Source organism: Micromonospora sp. DT201 (genome assembly GCF_049841575.1).
Taxonomy (GTDB): domain Bacteria; phylum Actinomycetota; class Actinomycetes; order Mycobacteriales; family Micromonosporaceae; genus Micromonospora.
In genome coordinates, this window is sequence record NZ_JBNCKP010000003.1 from 100163 (window position 1) to 126147 (window position 25985).

The following is a 25985-nucleotide window of genomic DNA, read 5'->3' on the forward strand; positions in this document are numbered from 1 at the left end:
GCGGCGGGCGGTCAGGGCCGGAGGTTGACGATCCAGCCGTAGATGCCACAAACCCAGAAGGCGAGCGGCACCAGCGCGACGATCAGCATGATCTCGGCGATGTCGAGCAGTCGGCCCCAGACCGGCGAGATGCGCTTGCCGGCGACGGTCAGACCGTAGATCAGGCTGACCACGCCGGCCAGCACCAGCCCGCCGAGGATCAGACCGAGCCGGACCGGCAGTGACCCGCCGCCGAAGGCGCTCGCGGCCGCCAGACCCAGCCCCACGGTGCCGGTCAGCAGCACGGGGGTGCGCTGGGCGCGGCCCAGGAGCGGTCGGGCCCGCAGCAGCGACAGCACGGCCAGCACCAGGCACAGCAGCACCGCCGGCATGCTCCCGTCCAGGGCCAGCACGAGCTGCGCCCCCAGCACCAACACCGAGACGGTCCACAGCAGACCGGTCATGAACTGGTCGGCGCGTTCACTGCGCTGGAGCACCTGCCGGCCGTCCACCGACTCGCTGTCGGTCTTCAGGTCGTCCGGACCGGTCGGGATCGACGGCACCGGCAACCGCGCCAGCCGGTAGGCCGCCATCGGCAGCGCCGGCACCATGCCGAACGCGACAGCCGCCACCACCGCCGCCGAGGCCGGCGCGTCGAGGCCGAAGACCAGGCAGAGCAGCGCACCCAACCCGGTCGCGGCACCCACCCCGATCGCGGCGAAGAAGAGGGGGTACCGGTCGCCGACCGCCAGCACGGCCACCGCACCGGCGACCACGGCGGCGGTCGCCGCGAGAAGGACGTGCGGGCCGGCCAGCCCGGTCAGCGGTCGGTCGCCGGCGAGCAGCAACAGGCCGCCGGTGGCGGCATGCACCAGGCCGACCATGGCCAGCAGCGCGCCGGTGCGACTGTCGGCGGCGGCCCGGGACAGCACCGCCGCGCCAACCAGCAGCGTCACCGCGACCAGCAGGGCCGCCAGCGCGCCGGGCAGGTGTGGCGGCCCGGCGAAGAGCGCGGCCAGCGCGCCGGCGCCGAGCGCCGACGCGGCGAAGACCACCGCGAAGGACCGGGTCGCGGCGACCTGCCAGGCGCCGGGGCGTTGGTTGGTCGCGGTGGCGACGGCATCCACCACGTCGTCGAAGACGATCTCCGGCGCTGCCGCGGACCGGGGGTTGAAGTAGAGCACTTCACCGTCACGGACGCTGAGCTGCGCGGCGGTACGCCCACCGTCCAGGGGTGCACCGCCAAGGCGGGACAGAGCCCACCCGCCGTGCCGCGCACCCTCGTCGGCCATGTCCTCGCCGGCGTAGCGCAGCAGGGTGGGGAGCAGGTCGGCCATCGGTACGTCCGATGGCAGCGCCAAGTCCATTCGAGTACGCGGGGCCACGATGGTGATTCGGCTCAAACCACCGGTCGCCGTCTTCGTCGCCACAGTGGCCTCCAGGTGTGCGTCTGTGATCGGCTGGCCGCGAAACCACGCTCCGGGTCCACCGCGCCCAGGGCAGATTACCTACGATGACGGGCACGTACGATGCCCACCCGCGGGCTCCTGTCCGCGACGGCACGTCATCAGGGCCGCTTCTGGGGAGGAGACAGCCGTGAGCACGGTGGTGTTCCGCCGGCTTCCGCGTCAGCCGGGACCGGCTTTACCGCGCGGTGAGGTGCTGCTGGAGTCGCCTCCTGAGCTGCCCGAGCCGACGCCCCGCGGGATGGGGCAGCTGCTCATGATCCTGCCGATGTTCTGCGGGGTCGGCGCGATGGCGTTCCTCTACGCCGGCAAGGGCGGCGGCATGATGACGTACGTCGCTGGTGGTCTCTTCGGCGTCTCGATGCTCGGCATGGCGATCGGTTCGCTGGCCAACAACGGCGGCAAGGACAAGGCCGAGCTGAACGCCGACCGGCGCGACTACATGCGCTACCTGGCCCAGATGCGTAAGCGCACCCGGCGTGCCGCGGAGCAGCAGCGGGCGGCGATGGCCTGGCGGCACCCGGAGCCCGACGCACTCTGGTCGATCGCGGCATCCCGGCGGCTCTGGGAGCGGCGGATCACCGAGGACGACTTCGGCGAGACCAGGATCGCGCTCGGCCCGCAGCGACTGGCGGTGGAGATCGTTCCGCCGGAGACGAAGCCGGTGGAAGACCTGGAGCCGATGAGCGCCATCGCGCTTCGTCGGTTCGTCCGCGCACACTCCACCGTGCCCGAGTTGCCAACGGCGCTGTCGGTGCGCGCGTTCAGCCGGGTGGTGCTGCGCGGCGACCGCGCACCCGTGCTCGACCTGACCCGGGCGGCGCTCGGGCAGCTGGCGACCTTCCACGCCCCGGACGACCTCATGGTCGTGGTGGTCGCCGCGCCCGATCGGCAGTCGTCCTGGGGCTGGGTGAAGTGGCTGCCACACGCCCACCACAGTGGCCGTACGGACGCCGCCGGTGCCCGCCGTCTGGTCTTCGCCAGTCTGGCCGAAGCCGAGGCGTCGCTCGCCGGTGAGCTGGGTGGACGACCTCGGTTCGCGCCGGAGGCCAAGCCGTTGACCACCGCACCGCACCTGGTTGTGGTGATCGACGGTGGCGAGATCTCACCGACCTGCCAGCTGGTGGGTCCGGGGCTGCTCGGCACCACGGTGATCGACCTCTCCGGGACGGTGCCGCGCGATGCCGGTCGCTGGCTGCTCTGCCTCGACGTGGCTGACGGAAGCTCACTCGACCTGGTCCGGGGCAGCTCGTCGTCGCCGCTGGGTCGCCCCGACCAACTCAGCGCCGAGGCAGCCGAGGGCCTGGCCCGGCAGATCGCCCCCTACCGGCTCTCCCAGCAGCAGACCAGCAACGAGGAGCCGCTGTCCCGCAGCATGGAACTGCCGGACCTGCTCGGTGTGGGTGACGCCGCGACGGTGGACGTGCAGAGCACCTGGCGCCCGCGCGGTCACCGGGACCGGCTGCGTATCCCGCTCGGTGTCGGACCGGACGGCAACGTGGTCGAGCTGGACTTCAAGGAGTCGGCGCACGAGGGCATGGGCCCGCATGGTCTGGTGATCGGTGCTACCGGGTCTGGCAAGAGCGAACTGCTCCGTACGGTGGTGGCCGCGTTGGCGGTGACTCACTCGTCGGAGGAGCTGAACTTCGTCCTGGTGGACTTCAAGGGTGGCGCGACGTTCGCCTCGCTGGAGGCGCTGCCGCACACCAGCGCGGTGATCACCAACCTGGCCGACGAGTTGCCGCTGGTCGACCGGATGCGCGACGCGCTTGCTGGCGAGATGGTGCGCCGGCAGGAGCTGCTGCGGGCGGCCGGCAACTATGTCTCCCGCTTCGAGTACGAGAAGGCCCGGGCGGCCGGTGAGCCGCTGGCCCCGATGCCCAGCCTGTTGATCATCTGTGACGAGTTCAGCGAGTTGCTCGCCGCCAAGCCCGACTTCATCGACCTGTTCGTGATGATCGGCCGGTTGGGTCGGTCGCTGGGCGTGCACCTGCTGCTGGCCAGCCAACGGCTCGAAGAGGGCAAGCTGCGTGGCCTGGACACCCACCTGTCGTACCGGATCGGTCTGCGTACCTTCTCCGCGGTGGAGAGCCGGATCGTGCTCGGCGTACCGGACGCGTACGAGCTGCCGAACGCGCCGGGTCACGGCTACCTGAAGACGGACACCAGCACGATGCTGCGGTTCCGGGCCGCGTACGTGTCAGGGGTCTACCGGGCGCCGGGCCAGCAGGCCGCAACGTCGCAGGCGCTGGTGCAGCGTCGGATCGTGCCGTACGGCCTCGACTTCATCGCGGCGCAGGTCCCGCAGGTGCCGGTGGACACCGCTCCGGAGCCCGAGCAGCCGGCCGACGGCAAGGCCGTGGCGATGCTCGACGTGCTGATCGATCAGCTCAAGGGTCGGGGCCGTCCAGCCCACCAGGTGTGGCTCCCGCCGCTGTCCGACCCGCCGGGTCTGGGCGAGCTGCTCGGCCCACTGGCGGTCGACCCGACCTACGGGCTGTGCACCGCGTCCTGGCCTGGGCGTGGGCGGCTCACCGTGCCGGTCGGGGTGGTGGACCGCCCGTACGAGCAGCGCCGTGACCCGATGATGGTCGAGCTGGCCGGGGCCGGCGGCAACGTGGTCATCGTCGGCCGGTCGATGAGTGGCAAGAGCACGATGCTTCGTACGATGCTCGCCTCGCTGGCGCTCACCCACACGCCACGCGAGGTGCAGTTCTTCTGCCTGGACTTCGGTGGAGGCGCGCTGCGCAGCCTGGAGCGTCTGCCGCACATGGCCGGGGTGGCCGGTCGGCGCGACGTCGAGGCGGTACGCCGGACGGTGGCTGAGGTGGTCGCCGTCCTGGACGACCGGGAGGCGCGCTTCGCCCAGCACGGCATCGACTCGGTGGCCAGTTACCGTCGTCGCCGAGCGGCCGGTGAGTTCGCCGATGACCCGTTCGGTGACCTGTTCCTGGTGGTGGACGGTTGGAACACGCTGCGCCAGGAGTACGAGGAGCTGGAGCAGACCATCACCACGCTGGCCAACCGGGGCCTTGGCTTCGGCGTGCACGTGGTGCTCACCGCTGTGCGGTGGGCGGAGATCCGGATCAACATGCGTGATCTGCTCGGCACCAAGCTGGAGCTGCGCCTCGGTGATGCGTCGGAGTCCGAGATCGACCGCCGGGCGGCGACGAACGTGCCGGAGAAGTCGCCCGGCCGCGGTCTGACCCGGGACAAGCTGCACTTCCTCACTGCTATCTCGCGACTCGATGGCCGTCGGGACATCGAGGACCTGAGCGAGGCGTCGGTGTCCCTGGCCGGGCATGTGGCGGCGAACTGGCCGGGCCGTCCGGCGCCGAAGGTGCGGCTGCTGCCGCGCCGGATGTCGGTGGCCGAGCTGGCCCGGATCATCGACCGGTCGGCACCTGGTCTGCCGGTTGGTGTCAACGAGTCGGCGCTCGCGCCGGTCTACCTGGATCTGGTCAACGAGCCGCACCTGACGGTCTTTGGCGATGCCGAGTGTGGCAAGACCAACATGCTGCGCCTGATCGCCCGGGGCATCACCGAGCGGTACACGCCAGCCCAGGCCCGGCTGGTGATCGCCGACTACCGGCGTGGCCTGCTGGGGGCGGTGGAGGGCGACCACCTGCTCGACTACGCCCCGTCGAATCAGGCGTTCGCCCAGGGGCTCGGTTCGATTCGCAGCGCGTTGAACAACCGGTTGCCCGGCCCGGACGTGACCACTGCCCAGTTGCGCGATCGCAGCTGGTGGAAGGGTCCGGACCTGTACATCCTGGTGGACGACTACGACCTGGTGGCGTCCGGTGGCAGCAACCCGCTCAGCGCCCTGCACGAGTTGTTGCCGCAGGCACGCGACATCGGTCTGCACCTGATCATCACGCGTCGGGTCGGTGGTGTGTCCCGGGCGCTCTACGAGCCGGTGCTGCAGCGACTGCGTGAGCTGGACTCGCCGGGTCTGCTGATGTCCGGAAACCGGGAGGAGGGCGCGGTCTTCGGCACGTTGCGACCGAGCCCACAGCCGCCCGGCCGGGGCACGCTGGTCCGCCGACGAGATGGCCAGCAACTGATCCAGACCGCGTGGTCCGAGCCGTCCTGAGCGGAGTAGGCGTTCGGTGGTGGTGGCGGACCGTCTCGGCCCGATTCGCCACTATCCATCGAACGCCGCCGGCCAGGGCTGCGAAGGCTCGACTGGTTCGGCTACGGTCTTAACTGGAGTGTCCGTCGGTGGGGTGTTGGTGCCTTGCCGCGGGGGAGGGGTGCGGCGAAGCCGCCACCACAACATGACGGAAGGGTGTGAAGCATGGCGTTCGAGGTCGAAGCTGCGACTCTACATACCGCCGCGAGTGACGTGCGGTCCACGCGCAGCGAGGTCGACGGCGAGCTCAAGAAGCTGTGGAACGTGGTCGACGACCTGGCCATGGCGTGGAAGGGCCAGGCGTCCACGGGCTTCCAGTCGCTGATGTCGCGCTGGAACGAGGACACCGTCAAACTGCTGACGGCGATGGACAGCATCGCTGACCTGCTCGACCAGTCGGGTACGACGCACCAGGTCAACGACGAAGAGCAGCAGCAGATGCTGGACAAGTTCCACTCTGCTCTCAACCCGTGATCCGCAGTCAGCAGAGGAGGAAATCGTGACGATCAAAGTTGACTACGCTGTCCTCGAGAGCAGCAACCAGCAGATGCAGTCCATCTCGAAGACCATCGACGAAAAGCTCGACGGGCTGCGGTCGATGCTGTCCAAGCTCCAGTGGGACGGCGAGGACCGGGTTGCCTACGAGCAGCACCAGGCAAAGTGGGACACGGCGGTCCGGGACATCAACCGGATCCTGAACGAGATCGGCGGTGCCGTCGGCATCGCCCGCGAAAACTACGTCAGCACCGAGATGAGCAACTCCAAGGTGTGGGGTGGCGGCGCCTGATCAGCACAGCTGAGCAGGCTGAGGCATTCGCCGATGCGGCTCCGGTCCGGTTCACCCGGGCCGGAGCCGCATTGTGTTTGGCGTCGGCGCAGCAGCGGTCAGCCGGCAGCCGGTGAGTCGGTGCGGCGGCCAGGGCGCCAGCCGCGCTGGCGGCCTCGGGCCACGATCGGTCGTGCGATCAGCAGCAGCACGGTGAGCAGCCCACCGACCGCAGCCGCCCAGATGGCCGCAGGGCGTTGCCAACTCAGTGGGTCGTCGCGTACGACGGGTGCCGGGATCGCGCTGGCAGGGGGGTTCGCCCGGGTGCCCAGCAGGCTCGACACCGCCCGGTACGGGTTGACGACGCCGTAACCGATGTCGCCGTTGTGGCCTTCCGGGGGGTTGTCGGCTGTGCGCTCCAGCCGCTCGGCGACCTGCTGCGGGTTGAGGTTCGGGTAGGCGGACCGGACCAGTGCGGCCACTCCCGAGACGTACGCGGCCGCAAAGCTGGTGCCACCGTTCGGTTCGGCGCGGTAGCCGGACCCCCGGGGTGCCGGCCCAATGATGTTCAACCCTGGTGCGGCGATGTCGACGTAGTCGCCGCTGATCGAGGTGCCGACGTGACCGCCCTGCTCGTCGACCCCGCCGACAGCGATCACCCCGGGGTACGCGGCTGGGTACCCCGGCCTGTTCTGACTGTCCTCCGTCCGGTTGCCGGCGGCAGCGACCAGCACCACCCGCTTGGCCAGCGCACGCTCGACGGCCGCCGTCAGTTCGGGGAGGGGAATTGTCGTCAGGGACAGGTTGATCACGTCGGCGCCCTGCTCGACCGCCCAGTCGATGGCGGCGGCGATCTGCACGGGTAGTTGCAGGTCGTTAGTGTCCTTGAGGTCCGGCAGGACCCGGATCGGCAGGATGCGGGCAGCCGGGGCGACGCCGCTGAACGGGACGCCCGTGCCTTCCCGGCCGGCGATGATGCCGGCGATCATCGTGCCGTGCCCGATCAGGTCGCACTGGCCATGGTTGGGCGGCAGGTCGCTGAAGTCGCGGCCCTCGAGCACCTGGCCCGCGAGTAGTGGGTGAACCGCGGAGACCCCGGAGTCGATCACTGCCACCGTCATTCCAGCACCGCGCGACAGCGGCCACGCCGAGGACGGCTCCAGCCGGCGCAGCCCCCAGGGCATTGCTGCCAGGCCCTCCTCGCCGGCTGGGCCGCACGTGGGCGGTGCCGCCCGCGCCGGGGCGGGTGCCACCAGGGCGGCGCCGAGCAGAGCCGCCAGGGCTCCACTGAGGACGCTGCGGGTGGCACGGCCGGTACGGCGGAACATGGGGGTCGCGCTCAACGGCGGGCATTCGCGCACCCGCAGAGATTACCGCTGTGACCGGTCGGGCGGGCGGCCCGGCGATGAGGTCAGGCCCGGGGGGCTCATCTCGGTGGCGGGTGTTTCGGCGAACAGCGCGAGCAGGGCACCGACCTGACGGTCGGCCTCGGCGGGGTGCCGGAACCGGCCGGACGGGTTGAGGGTGTATTCGTTGCGCCGCCCGACGCGGGTGCGATGCAGGTAACCGCCCGCCTCCAGGTCGGCGACGATTGCCTGCGCGGCCCGTTCGGTCACGCCGACCTCGGCCGCGACGTCGCGCAGCCGGGCGGTGGGGTCGCGGGCGATGGCCAGCAGAACGTGCCCGTGGTTGGTGAGGAACGTCCAGTTCCGCCCGCCTCCGGTGCCGCCCGTCGCAGTGCTCGCCATCGTCTGACCGCCTCTTTCGGATGTCTGCCCTCGGGAGTCTCGTCCGCCCTGCCCTCGGTGTGTCGCCCAGGGTCGACCCGGGGTCAACGTATGAAATCTAAATCACGCATCCCTTGACGCATCTTACGGTGCGTGTGACGGTGGAGCCGGGCCAGCGCCCGCCGCCAGCCCGGCTGAAGAGCCGGTTGACCAGGTCAGATGCGTGAAGACGAGGTGCGGGGATGAGTCGTCCCGGAACGCCCGGCGGGCAGCCGGGTCCGCAGCGGACCACCGACTGGACGTCCGCAACCAGCGAGCCGGCCCGGGCGTACGCCGAGCTGATCGCTGGAAACCGGCGCTTCGTCAGCGGTGCCCCACGCCACCCCAACCAGGACGCCGGGCACCGGGCTGCCGTGGCCGGCGGGCAGCACCCCTTCGCGGTGATCGTCGGCTGCTCCGACTCCCGCCTGGCCGCCGAGATCATCTTTGACCGGGGCCTCGGCGACCTGTTCGTGGTCCGCACGGCCGGGCACACCGCCGGCCCGGAGGTGCTCGGCAGCGTGGAGTACGCGGTGACCGTGCTCGGCACTCCGCTGGTGGTGGTGCTCGGCCACGACTCCTGCGGCGCGGTCCAGGCGGCGCGGGAGTCCGCCGCGACCGGCACTCAACCTCGTGGGCACCTGCGTGCGGTGGTCGACGCCGTGCTGCCCAGCCTGCGCCGGGCCGAGGCGGAGGGCGTCGACGACATCGACGGCATCGTCGACATCCACATCGCGCAGACCGTTGAAACGCTGCTCGGGCAGTCACCTGTGCTGGCCGAGGAGGTGGCACAGGGGCGCTGCGCGGTGGTGGGTGTGTCGTATCAGCTCGCCGCCGGAGTGGTGCGCCCGGTGGCCGCCGTGCCGGCCGGCATCGCGACGCTCGACGTGCCCAGCGAGTCGACCGACCCGGCGGCCGCCGCCTGACGCGACGAGGGCCGCTCCGCGACGCGGAACGGCCCTCGACGGAGGATCCTGCCGGTCAGAGCAGGGACATGTGCACGTGGTCGGTGTGGTTCGACGGCCCGCTGTACGACTTCCAGCCGGTCGCCGGGAACCAGATCTGTCGGTTCCAGATCACGTAGTAGATGCCGAGTCGGTCGGCGTTACGGATGAGGAACGCGGCGACGTTGTTGCCGTACTTCCGGGTGTCCTCGTTGTGCCACGGGGCGAATCCGCTCTTCTGCAGCGACCAGTCGCAGGCGCGGCCCTTCGGGTGCTCCCACGGCCCGCCGGAGCGGTAGCAGCCGACGAACCGGTTGAAGCCGGCCCGCTTGACCTCCTTGTACGCGTGCAGCGTGCGGGGCGTGATGCATCCGGAGGTGGTGGGGTCATCCTCGCTGCACGACTGGGCCTTCCACTCACCGTCGGCGCTGCGCCCCGGGCCGATCTTGGCGACCGGCGAGGTGGCGTCCACCAGGCCGCCGGTGAAACCCTTCCCGCCGACGAGGGCGAGCGCCTTGTCCGCCTCACTCTTCCGCTTCGCCATCAGGGCGGTCTGCTTCTGCTGCTCGCGGACCTCGGTGTCGAGGGCAAGCTTGGCCTGCTCGGCGCGGGACTTCACCGCATTGACCTGGGAGAGCTTCTGCTCATTCACCATGTTCATCTCGTCGAGCGCTGCGGCCCGTTCGACGAACGTGTCGGGAGCGTCGCTCTCGAGCAGCATCGCGAGGGCGCCCATCCGACCGGTTCGGTACGACTGGGCGGCGATCTGCCCGACCTGTGGGGCCAGCGCGTCCAGCTCGGCCTTGGCCCGGTCGACCTCCAACGCCAGCTCCAGCTGCCGCTTCTTGGATTTGTCCAGTCTGGACTTGGCGGCGGAGTAGTCGCGGTTGGCCTGCTCGATGACGTCGGTGATCAGCTGGGGCTCGTTGTCCTCCTCGTGCCCGGACGGTGTGGGGGTCGTCGGGGCGGCGTTGGCCGGGAGGGGGCCAGCGAGCACGGTCAGTGCGGCGATCACGGCCACCACGGGTGTCAGCCAGCGGCGTAGGGGTGCCGTCACAATGTTCCCTTCCGTCGACCGCCGACCGGGTTAGCTGACGGGTTCGGGGCGGAAGTGGCCCCTGCCGCTGACGCGGATTCACCCCACGTACCTGGGTCCCCGGTTCGCCGGTTGGCGATTGGGCGGTGGCACCGCAGGCGCCGCTTCGCGCCTTCATCGGTAACCGGCAGCGAGGTTACCCGAGAGTCGACCGGCTGAGCTACGCCTGGATGCCGACCAAAAGTGTCTTTTCGTCATAGCGTTGCGTGACCAGTGACGCGGTTCTCAGGTTTGTTGCTGATCTGGTCACGCTGAGCAGTGTCGCCATGCCGTATCCGTGCTCCCGATCGATTCCGGCCACCGTTTCGTGGCGGAGGATGGGGGCGGGGTTCGCGTCTGATCCGGCTCGTCGGAGCGATCCGTTCGCGGTGCGATGAGTGCGGCCAGTGCCTCCGCGCGGTCCGGCTGGGGCCGTCAGCCGCGCTTCATCAGCCGGCCGACCGCCGCCATCATCTCGGTGGCCATCTCGTCGGCCCGACCCTCGGCCGCTCCCTCGTGCATGCAGTGCCGGGCGTGCCCGTCGAGCAGCCCCAGCGCCACCTTGTCGAGTGCGGCCTGGATCGCGGAGATCTGGGTCAGCACGTCGATGCAGTAGCGGTCGTCGTCGACCATCTTCTCGATGCCGCGGACCTGCCCCTCGACTCGGCGGAGCCGCGCGAGCAGCTGGTCCTTGCTGGCGGTGTACCCGCGGATCGGGGTGGGAGCGGTCATGGCGCCAGGATAACCTACCCCTGGGGGGTATGGTAACGTGCACTTCTGACGGGATACCCCCACCGGGTACCGGTACCGAAAAGGGAGACGATCCAATGGTCAACACGACGTACCAGGTGCAGGGCATGACCTGTGGGCACTGCGTCAGCGCGGTGAGCGCCGAGGTGGGCGCCATCGCGGGCGTGCGTGACGTCCAGGTCGACCTCGCGGCCGGCCGGGTCACCGTCAGCAGCGACCAACCGCTGGACGTGCAGGTCGTCCGGGCCGCCGTCGACGAGGCCGGTTACGACCTCGTGGACGCGTGAGCGGAGGGCCGGCATGCGCACGGTGACGAGACTGGCCGGGTTCGCCGTCGGCCTCGCGGCGGTGTTCAGCGCGACCTACGGGATCGGCCGGGTGGTCGACCGCACCCCGGTCGTCGAGGGCAGGCACGACGCCCATGCCCCCCAAGCGACGGGAGCAGACGACGACGCGGTCGACCGGCTCCCCGGCGGCCTGCTCGTCTCCGACCGCGGTTACACCCTCGACCCCGTCGATGCCCAGCCCGACGAGTTCGCCTTCCGGATCACCGGCCCGGACGGCCACCCGGTGACCCGGTACGACGTGGCACACGACAAGCGGATGCACCTGATCGTCGCCCGGCGAGACCTCTCCGGTTTCCGTCATGTGCACCCCGAGCTGGCCCCGGACGGCACCTGGCGGGTCGAGACCCCGCTGGCCGGCGCGGGGCAGTGGCGGGCGTTCGCCGACTTCACCCCCACCGGGGGAGAGCCGCTGACCCTCGGCGTGGACGTGACCATCCCCGGCGAGCTGACCGAACGGCCGTTGCCCGCCCCGGCGACCACCACCACCGTCGACGGCTACACGGTCACCCTGACCGGCGCGCCGCAGCCCGGCCACACGTCACCGCTCACCCTCACCGTCAGCCGAGACGGGCAGCCGGTCACCGACCTGGAGCCCTACCTCGGCGCGTACGGGCACCTGGTGGCGTTGCGCCGGGGCGATCTGGCGTACCTGCATGTGCACCCGGACGGGACGCCTGGCGACGGGCGGACCCGCCCCGGCCCGGCCGTCACCTTCCTCGTCGAGGTGCCCTCGGCTGGCAGCTACCGGCTCTACCTCGACTTCCGGCACGGCGGGGCGGTGCACACCGCCGAATTCACCGTCAGCACCGGCACCTCGCCCGCCGTCGCCCCGCCGACCGAGAGCGACCCGAGCGGACCCGCGCCGACCGACGGTGCCGAGCACGGCACCCCCGGACACGGGCACAACTGACGGGACCAGACGATGACCACCACCAGCAGGCCGCTGCCCGAGGCACCGAACCGGGTCGAATTGGCGATCGGCGGGATGACCTGCGCCGCCTGCGCCGCCCGGATCGAAAAGAAGCTCAACCGGATGGACGGGGTGAGCGCCACCGTCAACTACGCCACCGAGAAGGCGACCATCCGGTACGCCGACGGCGTCACGCCGGACGACCTGATCGAGACCGTGCAGAAGACCGGCTACACGGCGGCGTTGCCCGCCCCGCCGACCGCCGAGCCGGCTGCGGATCCGCTGAAGGGCCCGCGTACCCGGCTCTGGGTTTCGGTGGTCCTGAGCGTGCCGGTGGTCCTGCTGGCCATGGTCCCAGCCTGGCAGTTCGACTACTGGCAGTGGCTGTCGCTGACCCTGGCCGCCCCGGTGGTGGTCTGGGGTGGGCTGCCGTTCCACCGGGCTGCCTGGACGAATCTGCGGCACGGCGCTGCCACCATGGACACGCTGGTCTCGCTCGGCACCCTGGCCGCGTTCGGCTGGTCGCTCTGGGCGCTCTTCCTTGGTGACGCCGGCATGCCGGGGATGACGCACCCGTTCCGCTTCGCCATCACCCGCACCGACGGTGCCGGCAACATCTACCTGGAGGCGGCCGCGGGGGTGACCGTTTTCATCCTGGCCGGTCGCTACTTCGAGGCGCGATCCAAGCGGACCGCCGGTGCCGCCCTGCGCGCCCTGCTCGAACTCGGTGCCAAGGAGGTGGCGGTGCTGCGCGACGGGGTGGAGACCCTGATCCCCGTCGACCAGCTCGCCGTCGGTGACCGGTTCGTGGTCCGCCCCGGGGAAAAGATCGCCACCGACGGTGTGGTCGACGAGGGCACCTCCGCCGTCGACGCCAGCATGCTCACCGGTGAGTCGGTGCCGGTCGAGGTCGGCCCGGGTGATGGCGTGGTCGGCGCCACCATCAACGCGGGCGGGCGACTGGTGGTCAGCGCCACGCGGATCGGCGCGGACACCCAACTCGCCCGCATGGCCGATCTGGTAGAGCAGGCACAGAGCGGCAAGGCGGCCGTGCAGCGCCTGGCGGACCGGATCTCCGGTGTCTTCGTGCCCATCGTCATCACGCTGGCCGTCGGCACGCTCGGCTGGTGGCTCGGCACCGGGGCCGGCCCGACCGCCGCGTTCACCGCCGCCGTGGCCGTACTGATCATCGCCTGCCCCTGCGCCCTTGGCCTGGCCACCCCGACCGCGCTGCTGGTCGGCACCGGCCGGGGCGCCCAACTCGGTGTGCTGATCAAGGGGCCGGAGGTGCTGGAGTCGACCCGCCGGGTGGACACCGTGGTGCTGGACAAGACCGGCACCGTGACGACCGGCCGGATGACCCTGGTGGACGTGGTGCCGGCGAGTGGCGAGGACCGGGCCGAGCTGCTCCGGCTCGCCGGGGCGGTGGAGGCCGCCTCCGAGCACCCGATTGCCCGTGCGGTCGCGGCGGGTGCCGCCGAGGCCGGGTCGCTGCCCCCTGTGACGGGCTTCGCCAACCTGGAAGGGCTGGGCGTGACAGGCACGGTCGACGGGCGGGTCGTGCTGGTCGGCCGGGCTCGGCTGCTGCGTGAGCGCGAGATCGACGTACCCCTGGAGGTCGAGGAGGCCGTCAGCGCAGCGGAGGCCGCCGGTCGTACGGCGATCGTCGCGGGCTGGGACGGCCGGGCCAGGGGCGTGCTCGCGGTCGCCGACGTGGTTCGGCCGACCAGCCGGGCGGCGGTGGCCCGGCTGCGGGCGCTGGGGCTCACTCCGGTCCTTCTGACGGGGGACAACACCACCGTGGCCCGCGCGATCGCCGCTGAGGTGGGCGTCGACGAGGTGATCGCCGAGGTGCTTCCGGCCGGAAAGGTCGACGTGGTGAAGCGGCTCCAGGCGCAGGGACGGTCGGTGGCGATGGTCGGTGACGGGGTCAACGACGCCCCGGCGCTGGCCCAGGCCGACCTGGGGCTGGCCATGGGCACCGGCACCGATGTCGCGATCGAGGCGTCCGACCTCACTCTCGTCCGCGGCGACCTGGACGCCGCCGTGGACGCCATCCGGTTGTCCCGACGCACGCTCGGCATCATCCGGGGCAACCTGTTCTGGGCGTTCGGCTACAACGTGGCGGCCCTGCCGTTGGCCGCCGCCGGGCTGCTCAACCCGATGATCGCTGGCGCCACGATGGCGCTGTCCTCGGTCTTCGTGGTGGCCAACAGTCTGCGGCTGCGCCGGTTCCGTCCGGCTGCTGGCGATCGTGGGCTGTGACGGCGGTAATGGTTGGACCGGCGACGGCGGGGGTACTTGTGGGTTGTAGCGACGCTTGCAATGGAGGTTGGCAATGGGTATCGACGACAAGATCAACAACGCCACCGAGGATGCGGCCGGCAAGCTGAAGGAAGGCGCTGGTCGCGCCACCGATAACGAGCAGCTCGAGGCCGAGGGTCGCGCTGACCAGTCCACGGCGAAGCTCAAGCAGGCCGGCGAGAAGATCAAGGACGCCTTCAAGAGCTGACGTACGACGTAACCCGCGCGCCGGGCCGGTGATCACTCACCGGCCCGGCGTTCTGCGTGTCCGGCCCTGCCGGTGACCCTGAGATCCCCCTGATTCCGCCACCGACCCCCACCGTCACGCGCCGATACCTGCTAACTTCTATTGGCATGTGCAAGGGCTGGTTATGAGCAGCGCTCCACCGCCGACCGGTGACGACCTGGTCCGGGTGCTGGCCACGTTGGCCAACCCGCACCGGCTGCGGGTCGTCGCCGCGCTGGCCCACGAGCGTGCCTACGTCAGCGGGCTGGCCCGGCAACTGGGCATCAGCCGAGCGCTGTTGCAGGTCCACCTACGGAAACTGGCGGCGGCCGGGCTGGTCACCGCCAGCCTCGAGTTGTCGGAGGACGGAAAGGCCATGAACTACTACGAGGTGGAGCCGTTCGTGCTCACACTCACCCCCGAGATCATCGCGGCGGCAGTCGAGACGCTGACCGTGCCCGACTCGGCCGATCAACCAGGAGCGGACCGATGACCGGGATGAGCGACCACGACTGGACCGAGGTGGTCGGGGCGATCGGCGTCTTCGCCCTGCTGATCAGCGTGTTCACGGTGACCGTCGTCCAGCTCGCCAAGACTCGGCGGGCCCGCTTCGAGTCGGCCCGCACGGACGACTACCGCCGGCTCGCCGAGACGGCCGCTCAGGCCCAGGCGGAGAACGCCCGACTGCTCGCGGCCATGGATGGCCGGCTGGGCGGGATGGAAACCCGGATGACCACGCTCGAACGCGTCCTCCGCGAGGTCGACTGACCGCGGCGGACGAAGGCCCCGGGCCGTCGAGCGGCTACTCGACGGCCCGGGTGGAAGCAGCATCACCTCGCCCAATGGCGAGTTTCACCGGTAACGCTCCTTCGAGGAGAGGACAGCACCTCATGCTGCGCGTACGCAAATCCGCCGTGGGCTGGGCGACCGCCCTGGCCCTCACGGCTGCCGGGCTGACCCCGGCGAGCCCGGCCGCGGCCCTTCCCGCCATCGACTGGCAGCCCTGCCCCACGGACGCCACCGCCGAGTGCGGCACCCTGTCGCTGCCGGTCGACTGGAACCGACCTCGGGGGGAGCGCTTCGACCTGGCTCTCGCCCGCCGGGTCGCCACCGACCAGGCTGCCCGCCAGGGGTCACTGGTGTTCGGCCCCGGCGGGCCGGGCGACAGCGGGGTCGACCGGGTGGTGAACGGCAGCTCCCGGTTCAGCGCCGAGCTGCGCCGCCGGTTCGACATCGTCAGCTTCGACCCGCGCGGCACCGGCGGCAGCCACCCGGTGGTCTGTTCCCGGGACCTGCTCGCGAAGCAACCGCAACTGATCGCCGACCAGGCCCAGTTCGACGCCACGCTTGCGAGCAACGCACTGCTGCGCGCCGACTGCCGGGCCCGTACCGGGCCGCTCTACGACCACGTCGACACCACAAGCGCCGCCCGCGACCTGGACGCGGTCCGCGCCGCACTTGGCGAGCGGCAGCTGACCTTCCACGGCAGCTCGTACGGCACCCTGCTCGGCGAGCGGTACGCGGAGCTGTACCCCGACCGGGTCCGCGCCATGGTGCTGGAGGCCGCGATGGACCACAGCGTCGGCACCCGAGCCTTCCTCGACAGCCAGGCCGTCACCTCGGAGGGTGCGCTCGACGAGTTCTTCGCCTGGTGTGACAGGTCCACCGCGTGCGTCCTGCGCGGGCAGGACTTCCGGGCGATCTGGGCCGGGCTGCACGAGCGGGCCGAGCGCGGCACGCTGACCGACCCGGACCGCCCCGGGGTCGCGCTCACCCCGTTCGAGCTGAGCCGGCTCGCCCACAAGAAGCTCTACGACACGTGGCGGTGGCCAGGACTGGCCGAGTGGCTGGGCAAGATGGATGCCCCCACCACCCTTCGAAGCGCCGACCCATCTGCCGCCGACGCCGTGGCGTCGTACCCCTTCGCGGTCTTCTGCCAGGACTGGAGCCTGCCCGTCCGCGACTACCGTGAGTACGCCGGACACCTGCGCCGGACCGCCCGGCTCGCGCCCGACCTGCGCTATCCGACAGCGCTGTTCGCCCTCGCGACCTGCCTGGGCACCCCGCAGCCGGTCGCCAACCCGCAGCACCGCCTGCGGGTCCGCACCGACGTGCCGCTGCTGCTCGCCGCCACTGTGCACGACCCGGCGAGCGGGTACGACTGGTCCACCAACGTGGCGCGGCAGTTGGGCAGGCACGGTGTGCTGCTCACCTACCAGGGGTGGGGGCACGGCAGCTACACCACCAGCCCGTGTGTGGGGCAGGCTGTCGACTCCTACCTGATCGATCGGGTGGTGCCCGCCCGGGGCGCCACCTGCCCGGCCATCGAACCCGAAGTCTGACCGCCCGTCGTCGGTCGTCGGGGGAGCCGCTCCGCGCCGTCGGCCTCATCGTTGCCCCGTCAGCCGGGCGGCCTTCAGCTCCAGGTATCGCTGCTCGGGCAGGCTCGTGGTGCCTCGTGCCGCCGCCAGGTACGCCTCCCGCGCCGCGCCCGCCTCCCCGGCCAGCTCGAACAGGTGGGCCCGGACGGCGGCAAGCCGGTGGTGGCCGGCGGTGCGCTCGTCGGCGTCCAACGACGTGAGCAGGGCAAGCCCGGCCCGTGGCCCGTCCACCATCGCCACCGCCACCGCCTGGTTGAGCGTGACCATCGGGTTCGGCGCGATCCGGGCCAGCAGCCGGTACAGCGCGACGATCTGCCGCCAGTCCGTCTCCGCCGCCGTCGGCGCCTCGGCGTGCACCGCGGCGATCGCCGCCTGGAGCTGGTAGGGGCCGGGCGGCGACCAGGTCAACGCCTCGGTGATCAGCGCGATCCCCTCCGCGATGGCGGCTGCGTCCCACCGACTGCGGTCCTGCTCGGCGAGCGGCACCAGTTCCCCACCCGCGCCGACCCGAGCCGCCCGGTGCGCGTCGGTGAGCAGCATCAGCGCCAGCAACCCGGCCACCTCGCCGTCATCGGGCAGCAGCCCGTGCAGGATGCGGGCCAGCCGGATCGCCTCGCCGGTCAGCTCGGCCCGGTGCAGGTCCGGCCCGCTGGACACGGTGTACCCCTCATTGAAGATCAGGTAGAGCACCCGCAGCACCGTGCGCACCCGCTCGTCCCGCTCACCCGGCTCGGGCATGGTGAACCGGGCCCCAGCCGCCTCGATCCGCTGCTTGGCCCGGCGGATCCGCTGGCTCATCGTCGCCTCCGGCACCAGGTGCGCCCGGGCGATCTGGGCGGTGCTCAGACCGCCGACAGCCCGCAAGGTGAGCGCCACCTGCGCCGATGCGGTCAGCGCCGGGTGACAGCAGAGGAACAGCAACGCGAGGGTGTCGTCGGCGTCCGCCACCGCCGGCTCCGCGTCGGCCGGCGCCGCCACCCCGGCGTACGCCGGCTCGCGCAGCGCCACCGCCACCTCGCGATCCCGGCGGGCGCTCTCGCTGCGCCACTCGTCGGTGAGCCGGCGGGTGGCCACCGTGAGCAACCACGCGCGCGGATTATCCGGTACGCCCTGCCCGGGCCACTGCGTCGCGGCGGCGAGCAGTGCCTCCTGGACCGCGTCCTCGCACCTGTCGAACTGGCCGTGCCGGCGGACCAGCAGGCCGAGGACCTGCGGCGCGAGCATGCGCAGCAGATCCTCGACCGTCCGGTCGTCGGTCACATCTCCGTCCCGGCCTCGTCCATGATCGGGCGGACCTCCATCGCGCCGCCATAACGTACGTCCGGCCAACGGGCGGCGATCTCGGCGGCACGCTGCGGGCTGTCACAGTCGACGGCCAGATAGCCGGCGAACTGCTCCTTGCTCTCCATGAACGGCCCGTCGACGACCTCGGTGTTGCCGTCGACGAGCCGAACCGTCAACGACTGCGACGGGTTGGCCAGCGCCTGCCCGCCCACCAGCTCGCCGGTCTCGGTCAACTCCTTCATGATCTCGTCGACCTCGCCGAACAGGGCCGTACGCTCCCGCTCGGTCAGTTCCTCGGTGAAGCCGGGACGGTTCCAGATCAGCAGCATGTACTTCACGCCGATACTCCTCAGGCCTCGGTCGCACCCCGGTCGGGGCGCGGCTCACCGGAGGGTCGGAGCCGACACCCCGTTCCCTACCGCGTACCGAAGAAAATCGCAGAAAGTCGAGACAGCGGTGGTCCCACGCCGGTCGGGTCAGTGCCGGTCGGGTCCCGCGCTGGTCGGGTCAGTGCCGGTTGGGTCCCGCGCTGGTCGGGTCAGTGCCGGTTGGGTCCCGCGCTGGTCGGGTCAGTGCCGGTCGGGTCGGCCGAGCACCTGTCGGGGTTTGCGCCCGCCGCCGACGTCCAACGACGCGCGGTCGGCTGCCGAGGTACCGGACGACCAACCCTCGGCGTCGCGGACGCTGAGCCGGTGCCGGGTCACGCCCGGGAAGAGCGTGTCCAGCCGCTCCCGGACCGCCTCACCCCGCGCGGCGAGCACCGGCAAGAGCCGCTCCGCCCCGGCCGTCTCGGCCGCTGCCTGGTCCGCCGCGTCGGTTGCCGCCTCGGTGGCCGCTCGCAGCCGCTCGCCGATCCGTAGCGCGAACGCGTTGAGGAAGGACTCGTCCCAGACCTTCGTCCGACGCCCCGACCCCGGCCGTCGTACTGCGCGCCCACGCAGCATCGCCGCGGTGGCCTGCACCAGCAGCGAGGTGTAGAGCAACTCCACCGCCACCAGGTCGGCCGGCCAGCCCAGCACGGTCGCGAAGCCGAGATCGTCGGACCAGACCGCCTCGCACCGGTTCGCCGCCGCCACCTCCTGCACCAACAGCGCCTTCGCCCCCGCGTACGGGGTGTCGGTGCTGAGCCGCACCCCACCGGGCAGGTCACCGCGCTCCGACCCGGCGGCCAGCAGCGCCTCGTCGATGCTGTGCCGGGCGATCAGCTCCTGCGCCTTACCCGTCAGCGCCTCTGCCTCAGCCGGGAAGGTCGTCGACTCGGCCTTGGCCAGCAGCGCCCGTACCCGGTCCAGCATCGGCGACCCACTGCGTGCCGTACCGGAAATCCGGGCGGTCGCCGCACCGGTCGACCCGGGCGGCGGGCGCAGCACCGCGATCGGCGGCAGGCTCTCCACCAGCGCGAGGACGTCCACGGCCATGCGGAGCGCGTCGACCCGGTCCAGTGCGGCACGGGCGGACCAGGCGGCCAGCACGTTCTCGTCGTCGGCCAGCATGTTCTCGCCGTCCGCCCGCACCTTGATGGCCAACTCGCGCAACTGCTCGTCAAACCAGGCCGGGACCGGATCTGCCTGCTCCCGCCGCTGGACGGCCATCGCGTCGCGGACCAGCCGCGCCGCGCGGGCGTCGAGCCGCCGGCTGGTGATCCGGTCCACGTCGACCGGTTGCCAGCCGCGCGGCCAGAGCCGGCCCAAGCCCCGGACCAGGCGACGCAGCAGCGCCGCATCCACCGCCGTGGTGCCGTCCGCGGCACCGGTGCCGACCATCAGTTGGTCCAGCTGCCGTTCGGCCTGCCGTACGTCAGTGCCGCGCAACGCCGCGAGCGCGTTGGCGACGAGTTCGTCCGCGTCCGGCACGGGCACCTCCTTCTCGGCTCGGTGGCCTGGTCTTGCTCGGTGGCCTGGTCTTGCTCGGTGGTCTGGTCTTGCTCGGTGGTCTGGTCTTGCTCGGTCACCGTTGGGTTCGGTCACCGTTGGGTTCGGTGGCCGTCGGGTTCGGTTGCTCTCCGGTTCCGCTCCCTCCAGGCTCCATGATCATGCCGCTAGTCGTGCCGGAGTCGCGAAACGGGGAGGCCGCGGCCGCTCAGACGCGCCCGATCCCGGACCTCGCCTTGATCAACACAAGATCGCGGATGTTGCGGTATCCGCCAGGCCGGACACCGCAACATCGCCGACCTTGTGTTGATCAGCGCGGGGCGGACGCTCGGAAGGTTGTCGGTTGGGCATGGCTGGTCCATTTTAGGGTAGTTTGTCCCCGACTGGCCTGGCCCGAGCGGCCTCACCGGCCTGGCCCGAGCGGCCCTACCGACCCGGCCTGACGCGGATGCGAGGTGTGTGGTGGCCGACTCGATCGTGCCGAGTACGCGGGCGCGTACTGCCGACGGGCTGGATGCCCGTTCGTCCATGCTTGCCGGCGTTGTGATCGGCATCGCGATCATGGCTGCGGTGGATGAGATCGTCTTCCACCAGTTGCTGGCCTGGCACCACTTCTACGACCGGTCCACCCCGTCGGTGGCCCTGCTCTCGGACGGCCTTCTGCACGCCGCCGAGGTGATTGCCCTGGTCGGCGGGTTCTTCTGGTTCGCCGACCTGCGCCGACGGCGCGCCCTGTCGTCCCGGCTGACCTGGGGTGGCTTCCTGCTCGGCGCCGGAGGGTTCCAGCTCTTCGACGGGTTGGTCGACCACAAGGTGCTTCGGCTGCACCAGATTCGCTACGGCGTACATCTGGTGCCGTACGACCTGGTCTGGAATGTGGCCGGCGCGGTGCTGCTGCTGGCTGGCGCCGCGCTGGTGTGGTGGGCCCGGTCCCGGCAGCAGGGCGACGGCCCGAGGTGACGGCGGCCCCTCCCGACCTGCCAGGCTGGTTCGTGCCACCGCCGATCGCGGATGGCGGGCACGTGGCGGATGGGCCGGGCTGGTCCGTGCCAACGCCGATCGCGCACGGTGGGCACGTGGCGGATGGGCCGGGTTGGTTGCCGCTGCTCCCGGTCGTGTTGCTGGCGGGCGGTTATCTGCTGGCCGCCGTGCGTGACCCGAGGGGTTGGGACCACCGGCGCACCGCGGCCTGGCTCGCCGGATGCGCGTTGCTGGCTGTCGCCGTGGGCCCGCTGGCCCAGCTTCCCGACGAGCCGCGCGGGCACATGGCGCAGCACCTCCTACTCGGCATGCTGGCCCCGCTCGGGCTGGTGCTCGGTGCCCCGGTGACCCTGCTTCTGCGGGTCGCCCCACCGCCGGCGCGCCGGCGGCTGGGCCGGCTGCTGCGCGCCCGCCCGCTGCACCTGATCGCCCACCCGGTCACCGCCGCGCTGCTCAGCACGGGTGGGTTGGCAATGGTGCTGCTCACCCCGTTGTACGCGACGGCGGAGCGCCAACCTGCCCTGCACCACACGCTGCACCTGCACTACCTGGCCGCCGGGTACCTGTTCGCCTGGTCGTTGGCCGGGCCGGACCCGGCGCCGCGTCGCCCCGGGCTGGCGGTACGGGTCGGCGCGCTGCTCGGCGCAGCGGCTGGCCACGCCGTGCTGGCCAAGTACCTGTACGCCCAGGCCGGCACCCTTCCGCCCGGCCTTACCGACCGTGACCCGGCGGCGTTCCAGTCGGCCGCCCAACTCATGTACTACGGCGGCGACCTGGCAGAGCTGCTCCTGGCGATAGCCCTCTTCGCGACCTGGTACCACCGCCCCACCCGCCACCGCCCCACCCGCCACCGCCCCACCCGCCACCGCCCCACCCGCCACCGCCCCACCCGCCTCCGCCCCACCCGCCGACCCCGGTTGATCAAGAGGTTCGCGTCGTCCAGGGGCGATTCCTTGACGCAGACCTCTTGATCAACCGGGGTCGGTATCAAGAACTTATGCGCGCGCTGTCAGGACGGCGGAGAGTTGGTTGAGGAAGGCGCGGATGCTCTGCTCGCTGTGGTGGGTTTCGATCTCGTCGTTGAGGGGGCCGGCGTAGCGGAGCGCCTGATCGAGCGCGTCCAGCATCTCGGCCCGATCCCCCGGGTAGACCCCACCAAGCACCCCGTCGGCGACTCGGGCCACCACCGTGTCATCGAGATCCTGGTCGAACTGGATCCCGTAAAGAATTCCGTTGATGCGGCCCATCCAACTGTCCGTACCCATGCTCGTCGGCTCCCTAAGTGGTCTCCCGAAGTCACCGCCACTCGACGATGATCTCCTCGACCGACAGGGTGTCCTGTTCCGGATCCGGCGCGGGGGTCGGGCGGGCAGCCGGTGTGCGGTCGAAGCGGGGTGCCGGGGCAGGCTGGATCTCGCCGCCCACCTCGACAAAGGTGCCTCGGGCGGCGTTGTGCGGGTGTTGGTGGGCCTCGCCGGGGGCGAGCACCGGTGCGACGCAGGCGTCCGACTCGGCGAAGACCGCCGTCCACTCGTCCCGGGTCCGTTCGGCGAACCGTTCGGCGAACCGACGGCGCAGTTCGTCCCAGCCGCTCGGGTCGTACTGGTCGGGCAGGTCGGGGTCGTCGGCGAGGTCGAGGCCGGTGAGCAGTACGGCGTAGAAGGCCGGTTCCATCGCGCCGACGGCCATGAATCCGCCGTCGGCGGTGCGGTACGTGTCGTAGAACGGTGCCCCGCCGTCGAACATGTTGCGCCCGCGGGGCGCGGACCACAGGCCGGTGCCGAGCAGTCCGTGCAGGAACGACGTGAGCAGCGCCGACCCGTCCACCATCGCCGCGTCGACCACCTGGCCGATGCCGGAGCGTTCCCGTTCCAGCAGTGCGGCCAGCACACCGACGGCGAGCAGCATTCCGCCCCCGCCGAAGTCGCCGAGCAGGTTCATCGGCGCGTACGGGCGTTCGCCGGCGCGGCCCAGCGGTTCCAACGCCCCGGCCACCGCTATGTAGTCGATGTCGTGCCCGGCGCGGGCTGCCAGCGGGCCGTCCTGACCCCAGCCGGTCATCCGCGCGTACACCAGTCGGGGGTTGCGGGCCTGGCAGATCTCCGGCCCGAAGCCGAGCCGCTCGGCCACCCCCGGCCGGTACGCCTCGACCAGCACGTCCGCCCGCTCGACCAGGCGCAGCAGGGCCGCCACCCCGGCCGGTGTTTTCAGGTCCAGTGCGGTGATTCGCCGGCCGCGTTGCAACGGCCCGCCGGTCGGCGCGGCGAGCCTTCCCGCTCCCGGGGCGCCCGGCCGGTCCACCCGCACCACGTCCGCGCCGAGGTCGGCGAGCACCATGCAGCCGAACGGTGCCGGGGCGAGACTTGCCAGCTCGACGACCCGAACCCCCGCGAGCGGCCCGGGCCCGGGGGGAGCACCGGCCGCCGTCACGCAACGCCCGTCGGTTCGGTGGGACGGGCGGCCAGCCGGTCGCCGCGTCCGCGCGGGGTGCGAACGGCGTCGAAGACGTACGCCTCAGAGGGCACGGGCGATCAGCTCCTTCATGATCTCGTTGGTGCCGCCGTAGATCTTCTGGACGCGGGCGTCGGCGTACATCCGGGCGATCGGGTATTCCGTCGTGTAGCCGTAGCCGCCGAAGAGCTGAAGGCACCGGTCGATGACCTCGCACTGCCCGTCGGTGAGCCAGGACTTTGCCATCGCCGCGGTCGCCACGTCCAGGTCGCCGCGGGTGTGCCGGACGATGCAGTCGTCCAGGAAGACGCGGCTGACCCGGGTGCGGGTGGCGCATTCGGCGAGCACCATCCGGGTGTTCTGGTGGCCCATCAGCGTCTTGCCGAAGGCGGTGCGCTCCTTGGCGTACGCGACGGTCAGATCGACGGCCCGTTCCATGGCCGCGACCGCGCCGACGCCGATGACCAGCCGTTCCTGCGGAAGTTGCTGCATGAGCTGGATGAAGCCCAGCCCTTCGGCACCGCCGAGCAGGTTGGCCGCCGGCACCCGGAACTCGTCGAAGAACAGCTCGGCGGTGTCGTTGGCGTGCAGCCCGATCTTGGACAGCAGTCGGCCCCGACGGAAGCCCTCCGGGTCGCCACCGACCTCGCAAACGAGCAGCGAGACGCCGGCCGCACGCTGCTCGGGGTCGGTCTTCACGGCCACGATGATCAGATCGGCCAGGCCGCCGTTGGTGATGAACGTCTTCGCGCCGGTGACGAGGTAGTCGTCTCCGTCGCGGACCGCCCGGCTACGCATCGCCTGTAGATCGGAGCCGCCGTCGGGCTCGGTCATCGCGATCGCGCCGACCAGTTCACCGCTGCACAGGCCGGGCAGCCACCGTCGCTTCTGTTCCTCGCTGCCGTACGCCACCAGGTAGCCGGTGACGATGCCGCTGTGGACGGCCAAGCCGAGGCTGCTCTCCCCCGTGTACGCCTGCTCGTGCAGCAGTACGGCCTCGTGGGTGAACCCGCCGCCCCCGCCGCCGTACTCCAGGGGGACGGACAGGCCGAGCAGCCCCAGCTCACCGGCGCGCCGGTAGTGCTTGCGGTCCGGGTGGCCCTGCGCCAGCAGGCGCTCGGTGTGCGGCAGCACGTCCTTGGTGAAGAAGGTGCGTGCCAGGTCGGCCAGGTCGTCGTGCTCCGGCTCGCGCCAGGGTGCGGGGGAGCCATCGATCGAGGGCGTCGGCATGTGCACCACCCTCGCGCGCTGTTGGCGGCCTGTCAATAAGTCGTGATCCGCAGCCGGCCCGCGGCCATCGGGGCGTCCGGGGACGTCAGGCGTGAGGGTGGCTCAGCGGCGCTGTGGGGTCCTGGTGTGCGCCTGCTCCCTGTAGAGCTGCCCCACAGGTGGGGCGGGACTGAGCGACGATCGAGGCAGGAGAGCCACGCCTCCGGCCCTGCTCGACGGAGCCCGGGTCACGATGTTCGCCAGCCTGGGCCGCCACCTGGTCCGGCGACGTCAGGGCCTGCGGTGATCAAGTGATGAGAAGTAGGTCAGGAACGGCTCTGGCACCTACTTCTCATCACTTGATCGAGGTGGGGCGGCGGTTGACGCTAGGCCTGGCGCGGTGAGCGGTCGATAGGGTCGGGCAGATGAGTGTCGAGACGGCTCCTCGCCGCCGCCGTTTGGAGCCGGATGCCCGGCGCGGGCAGATCCTGGCCTGCGCGGTCCGGTTGTTCGGCGAACGCCCGTACGTGGACGTGTCGACCACCGACATCGCCCGGGAGGCCGGCGTCGCTCGTGGCCTGGTCAACCACTACTTCGGTGCGAAGAAGGACCTCTACCTGGAGGTCGTCCGGGTCATGGTGACCATTCCGGAGGTTGCCCTGGAACGGTTGCCCAAGGGTGATCTTCGGACCCGGGTCGATGCCAGCGTCTCCTGGTTTCTCGACGTGGTGTCCCGGCACAGCACCTCCTGGTTGGCGGCCGTCACCGCCCGGGGGATGGGCGGCGACGCCGACGTGGAGCGGGTGCTCGCCGAAGCCGAGGAGGTCGCTGCGGACCGCATGCTCGTCGCCGTCGGGCTGGCCGACGAGGCGGAGCATCGCGAGGAGTTGCGCGGGATGGTCCGGGCGTACGGCGGGCTGGCCACGTCGACCGCCCGGGAGTGGCTCCAGCGCGGGGTGTTGACCCGCGCCCAGGTGCACCTGCTGCTCACCACCACCCTGCTGACCATCGTCGAGCAGGTCATCCCGCAGGTCATCTCAGGTGATGGTCCGGCCGGCCAGTAGTGACCCAGGTTACGGGAGCAGCGGCACCGCCGAAATAGGCATGGCGGCTATGGTTATTTCAGCGGTCGGTGGGTAC

The 25985-nt window shown here is 71.2% G+C and carries 25 protein-coding genes and 1 riboswitch; of the genes, 14 read left to right on the forward strand and 11 right to left on the reverse strand.

Features of this window, described 5'->3' with window-relative positions:
* Positions 1 to 11 precede the first annotated feature (11 nt).
* Positions 12 to 1409, reverse strand: a complete 1398-nt coding sequence (gene eccD, locus ACLQ28_RS07410) for a type VII secretion integral membrane protein EccD (RefSeq protein ID WP_425685449.1) — start codon at positions 1407 to 1409, stop codon at positions 12 to 14.
* A 166-nt stretch (positions 1410 to 1575) separates the two neighbouring features.
* Between eccD and eccCa the strand changes: the two genes are divergently transcribed.
* The 3 genes from eccCa to ACLQ28_RS07425 all read left to right on the forward strand — a co-directional run bounded on the left by eccCa (position 1576) and on the right by ACLQ28_RS07425 (position 6367).
* Entirely contained in the window at positions 1576 to 5541 is a 3966-nt protein-coding gene (gene eccCa, locus ACLQ28_RS07415; protein ID WP_425685450.1) for a type VII secretion protein EccCa, read from the forward strand.
* A 204-nt stretch (positions 5542 to 5745) separates the two neighbouring features.
* Positions 5746 to 6054 (forward strand): WXG100 family type VII secretion target, encoded by a 309-nt coding sequence (locus tag ACLQ28_RS07420; RefSeq protein WP_425685451.1) that lies wholly within the window; start codon positions 5746 to 5748, stop codon positions 6052 to 6054.
* A 25-nt stretch (positions 6055 to 6079) separates the two neighbouring features.
* Positions 6080 to 6367 carry a WXG100 family type VII secretion target gene (locus ACLQ28_RS07425; RefSeq protein ID WP_425685452.1) on the forward strand — a complete coding sequence of 96 codons (288 nt, stop codon included), beginning with the start codon at positions 6080 to 6082 and terminating at the stop codon, positions 6365 to 6367.
* A 98-nt stretch (positions 6368 to 6465) separates the two neighbouring features.
* Here ACLQ28_RS07425 and mycP read toward each other — a convergent pair whose 3' ends face one another.
* Together mycP and ACLQ28_RS07435 are read right to left on the reverse strand one after the other, a co-directional pair.
* On the reverse strand, positions 6466 to 7707 hold the full coding sequence (mycP, locus tag ACLQ28_RS07430) for a type VII secretion-associated serine protease mycosin (RefSeq protein ID WP_425685453.1): 1242 nt from the start codon (positions 7705 to 7707) through the stop codon (positions 6466 to 6468).
* Between the two features lie 9 nt (positions 7708 to 7716).
* Positions 7717 to 8094 carry a helix-turn-helix transcriptional regulator gene (locus ACLQ28_RS07435; RefSeq protein ID WP_425685454.1) on the reverse strand — a complete coding sequence of 126 codons (378 nt, stop codon included), beginning with the start codon at positions 8092 to 8094 and terminating at the stop codon, positions 7717 to 7719.
* 221 nt (positions 8095 to 8315) lie between these two features.
* On the opposite strand from ACLQ28_RS07435, the gene ACLQ28_RS07440 reads away from it, so the two are divergent.
* Positions 8316 to 9038, forward strand: a complete 723-nt coding sequence (locus tag ACLQ28_RS07440) for a carbonic anhydrase (RefSeq protein ID WP_425685455.1) — start codon at positions 8316 to 8318, stop codon at positions 9036 to 9038.
* 55 nt (positions 9039 to 9093) lie between these two features.
* On the opposite strand, the gene ACLQ28_RS07445 is transcribed toward ACLQ28_RS07440, so the two are convergent.
* Positions 9094 to 10113, reverse strand: a complete 1020-nt coding sequence (locus ACLQ28_RS07445) for a coiled-coil domain-containing protein (protein WP_425685456.1) — start codon at positions 10111 to 10113, stop codon at positions 9094 to 9096.
* A 4-nt stretch (positions 10114 to 10117) separates the two neighbouring features.
* A riboswitch (cyclic di-AMP (ydaO/yuaA leader) is annotated at positions 10118 to 10248 on the reverse strand.
* 318 nt (positions 10249 to 10566) lie between these two features.
* Complete coding sequence (locus ACLQ28_RS07450; protein WP_030329541.1) at positions 10567 to 10863, reverse strand: metal-sensitive transcriptional regulator; 297 nt, start codon at positions 10861 to 10863, stop codon at positions 10567 to 10569.
* 95 nt (positions 10864 to 10958) lie between these two features.
* Between ACLQ28_RS07450 and ACLQ28_RS07455 the strand changes: the two genes are divergently transcribed.
* From ACLQ28_RS07455 to ACLQ28_RS07485, 7 genes are all read left to right on the forward strand, one after another.
* Positions 10959 to 11168 (forward strand): heavy-metal-associated domain-containing protein, encoded by a 210-nt coding sequence (locus tag ACLQ28_RS07455; protein WP_184180969.1) that lies wholly within the window; start codon positions 10959 to 10961, stop codon positions 11166 to 11168.
* Positions 11169 to 11181: 13 nt separating this feature from the next.
* Positions 11182 to 12138: a hypothetical protein gene (locus ACLQ28_RS07460; protein WP_425685457.1), complete on the forward strand. Its 957-nt coding sequence runs from the start codon at positions 11182 to 11184 to the stop codon at positions 12136 to 12138.
* 12 nt (positions 12139 to 12150) lie between these two features.
* On the forward strand, positions 12151 to 14403 hold the full coding sequence (locus ACLQ28_RS07465) for a heavy metal translocating P-type ATPase (protein ID WP_425685458.1): 2253 nt from the start codon (positions 12151 to 12153) through the stop codon (positions 14401 to 14403).
* 73 nt (positions 14404 to 14476) lie between these two features.
* Entirely contained in the window at positions 14477 to 14650 is a 174-nt protein-coding gene (locus ACLQ28_RS07470) for a CsbD family protein (protein WP_110564605.1), read from the forward strand.
* Positions 14651 to 14813: 163 nt separating this feature from the next.
* Positions 14814 to 15161: an ArsR/SmtB family transcription factor gene (locus ACLQ28_RS07475; protein WP_425685459.1), complete on the forward strand. Its 348-nt coding sequence runs from the start codon at positions 14814 to 14816 to the stop codon at positions 15159 to 15161.
* A complete protein-coding gene (locus tag ACLQ28_RS07480) occupies positions 15158 to 15436 on the forward strand; it encodes a hypothetical protein (RefSeq protein WP_425685460.1) in 279 nt (92 codons plus the stop codon). The genes ACLQ28_RS07475 and ACLQ28_RS07480 overlap by 4 nt, the downstream gene beginning before the upstream one ends.
* Positions 15437 to 15558: 122 nt before the next feature.
* A complete protein-coding gene (locus ACLQ28_RS07485; RefSeq protein ID WP_425685461.1) occupies positions 15559 to 17010 on the forward strand; it encodes an alpha/beta hydrolase in 1452 nt (483 codons plus the stop codon).
* A gap of 45 nt (positions 17011 to 17055) precedes the next feature.
* Here ACLQ28_RS07485 and ACLQ28_RS07490 read toward each other — a convergent pair whose 3' ends face one another.
* The 3 genes from ACLQ28_RS07490 to ACLQ28_RS07500 all read right to left on the reverse strand — a co-directional run bounded on the left by ACLQ28_RS07490 (position 17056) and on the right by ACLQ28_RS07500 (position 20186).
* The gene (locus tag ACLQ28_RS07490) at positions 17056 to 18273 is read right to left on the reverse strand and encodes an RNA polymerase sigma factor (protein ID WP_425685807.1); all 1218 of its coding nucleotides are present in this window, start codon (positions 18271 to 18273) and stop codon (positions 17056 to 17058) included.
* Positions 18274 to 18305: 32 nt separating this feature from the next.
* Positions 18306 to 18662: a YciI family protein gene (locus ACLQ28_RS07495; protein WP_425685808.1), complete on the reverse strand. Its 357-nt coding sequence runs from the start codon at positions 18660 to 18662 to the stop codon at positions 18306 to 18308.
* Positions 18663 to 18902: 240 nt separating this feature from the next.
* A complete protein-coding gene (locus ACLQ28_RS07500; RefSeq protein ID WP_425685462.1) occupies positions 18903 to 20186 on the reverse strand; it encodes a DUF2786 domain-containing protein in 1284 nt (427 codons plus the stop codon).
* Positions 20187 to 20666: 480 nt separating this feature from the next.
* Here ACLQ28_RS07500 and ACLQ28_RS07505 point away from each other — a divergent pair, with 480 nt between their 5' ends.
* Together ACLQ28_RS07505 and ACLQ28_RS07510 are read left to right on the forward strand one after the other, a co-directional pair.
* Positions 20667 to 21164 carry a DUF2243 domain-containing protein gene (locus ACLQ28_RS07505; RefSeq protein ID WP_425685463.1) on the forward strand — a complete coding sequence of 166 codons (498 nt, stop codon included), beginning with the start codon at positions 20667 to 20669 and terminating at the stop codon, positions 21162 to 21164.
* On the forward strand, positions 21161 to 22156 hold the full coding sequence (locus tag ACLQ28_RS07510; RefSeq protein WP_425685464.1) for a cytochrome c oxidase assembly protein: 996 nt from the start codon (positions 21161 to 21163) through the stop codon (positions 22154 to 22156). The genes ACLQ28_RS07505 and ACLQ28_RS07510 overlap by 4 nt, the downstream gene beginning before the upstream one ends.
* 24 nt (positions 22157 to 22180) lie before the next feature.
* Here the strand turns inward: ACLQ28_RS07510 and ACLQ28_RS07515 are convergent, their stop codons facing one another.
* The 3 genes from ACLQ28_RS07515 to ACLQ28_RS07525 form a co-directional block, all read right to left on the reverse strand.
* Positions 22181 to 22450 carry a hypothetical protein gene (locus ACLQ28_RS07515; RefSeq protein ID WP_425685465.1) on the reverse strand — a complete coding sequence of 90 codons (270 nt, stop codon included), beginning with the start codon at positions 22448 to 22450 and terminating at the stop codon, positions 22181 to 22183.
* A 31-nt stretch (positions 22451 to 22481) separates the two neighbouring features.
* Positions 22482 to 23615: a CaiB/BaiF CoA transferase family protein gene (locus ACLQ28_RS07520; protein ID WP_425685466.1), complete on the reverse strand. Its 1134-nt coding sequence runs from the start codon at positions 23613 to 23615 to the stop codon at positions 22482 to 22484.
* 84 nt (positions 23616 to 23699) lie between these two features.
* Positions 23700 to 24866, reverse strand: a complete 1167-nt coding sequence (locus ACLQ28_RS07525) for an acyl-CoA dehydrogenase family protein (RefSeq protein WP_425685467.1) — start codon at positions 24864 to 24866, stop codon at positions 23700 to 23702.
* A 404-nt stretch (positions 24867 to 25270) separates the two neighbouring features.
* Between ACLQ28_RS07525 and ACLQ28_RS07530 the strand changes: the two genes are divergently transcribed.
* A complete protein-coding gene (locus ACLQ28_RS07530) occupies positions 25271 to 25909 on the forward strand; it encodes a TetR/AcrR family transcriptional regulator (protein ID WP_425685468.1) in 639 nt (212 codons plus the stop codon).
* Positions 25910 to 25985: the final 76 nt, after the last annotated feature.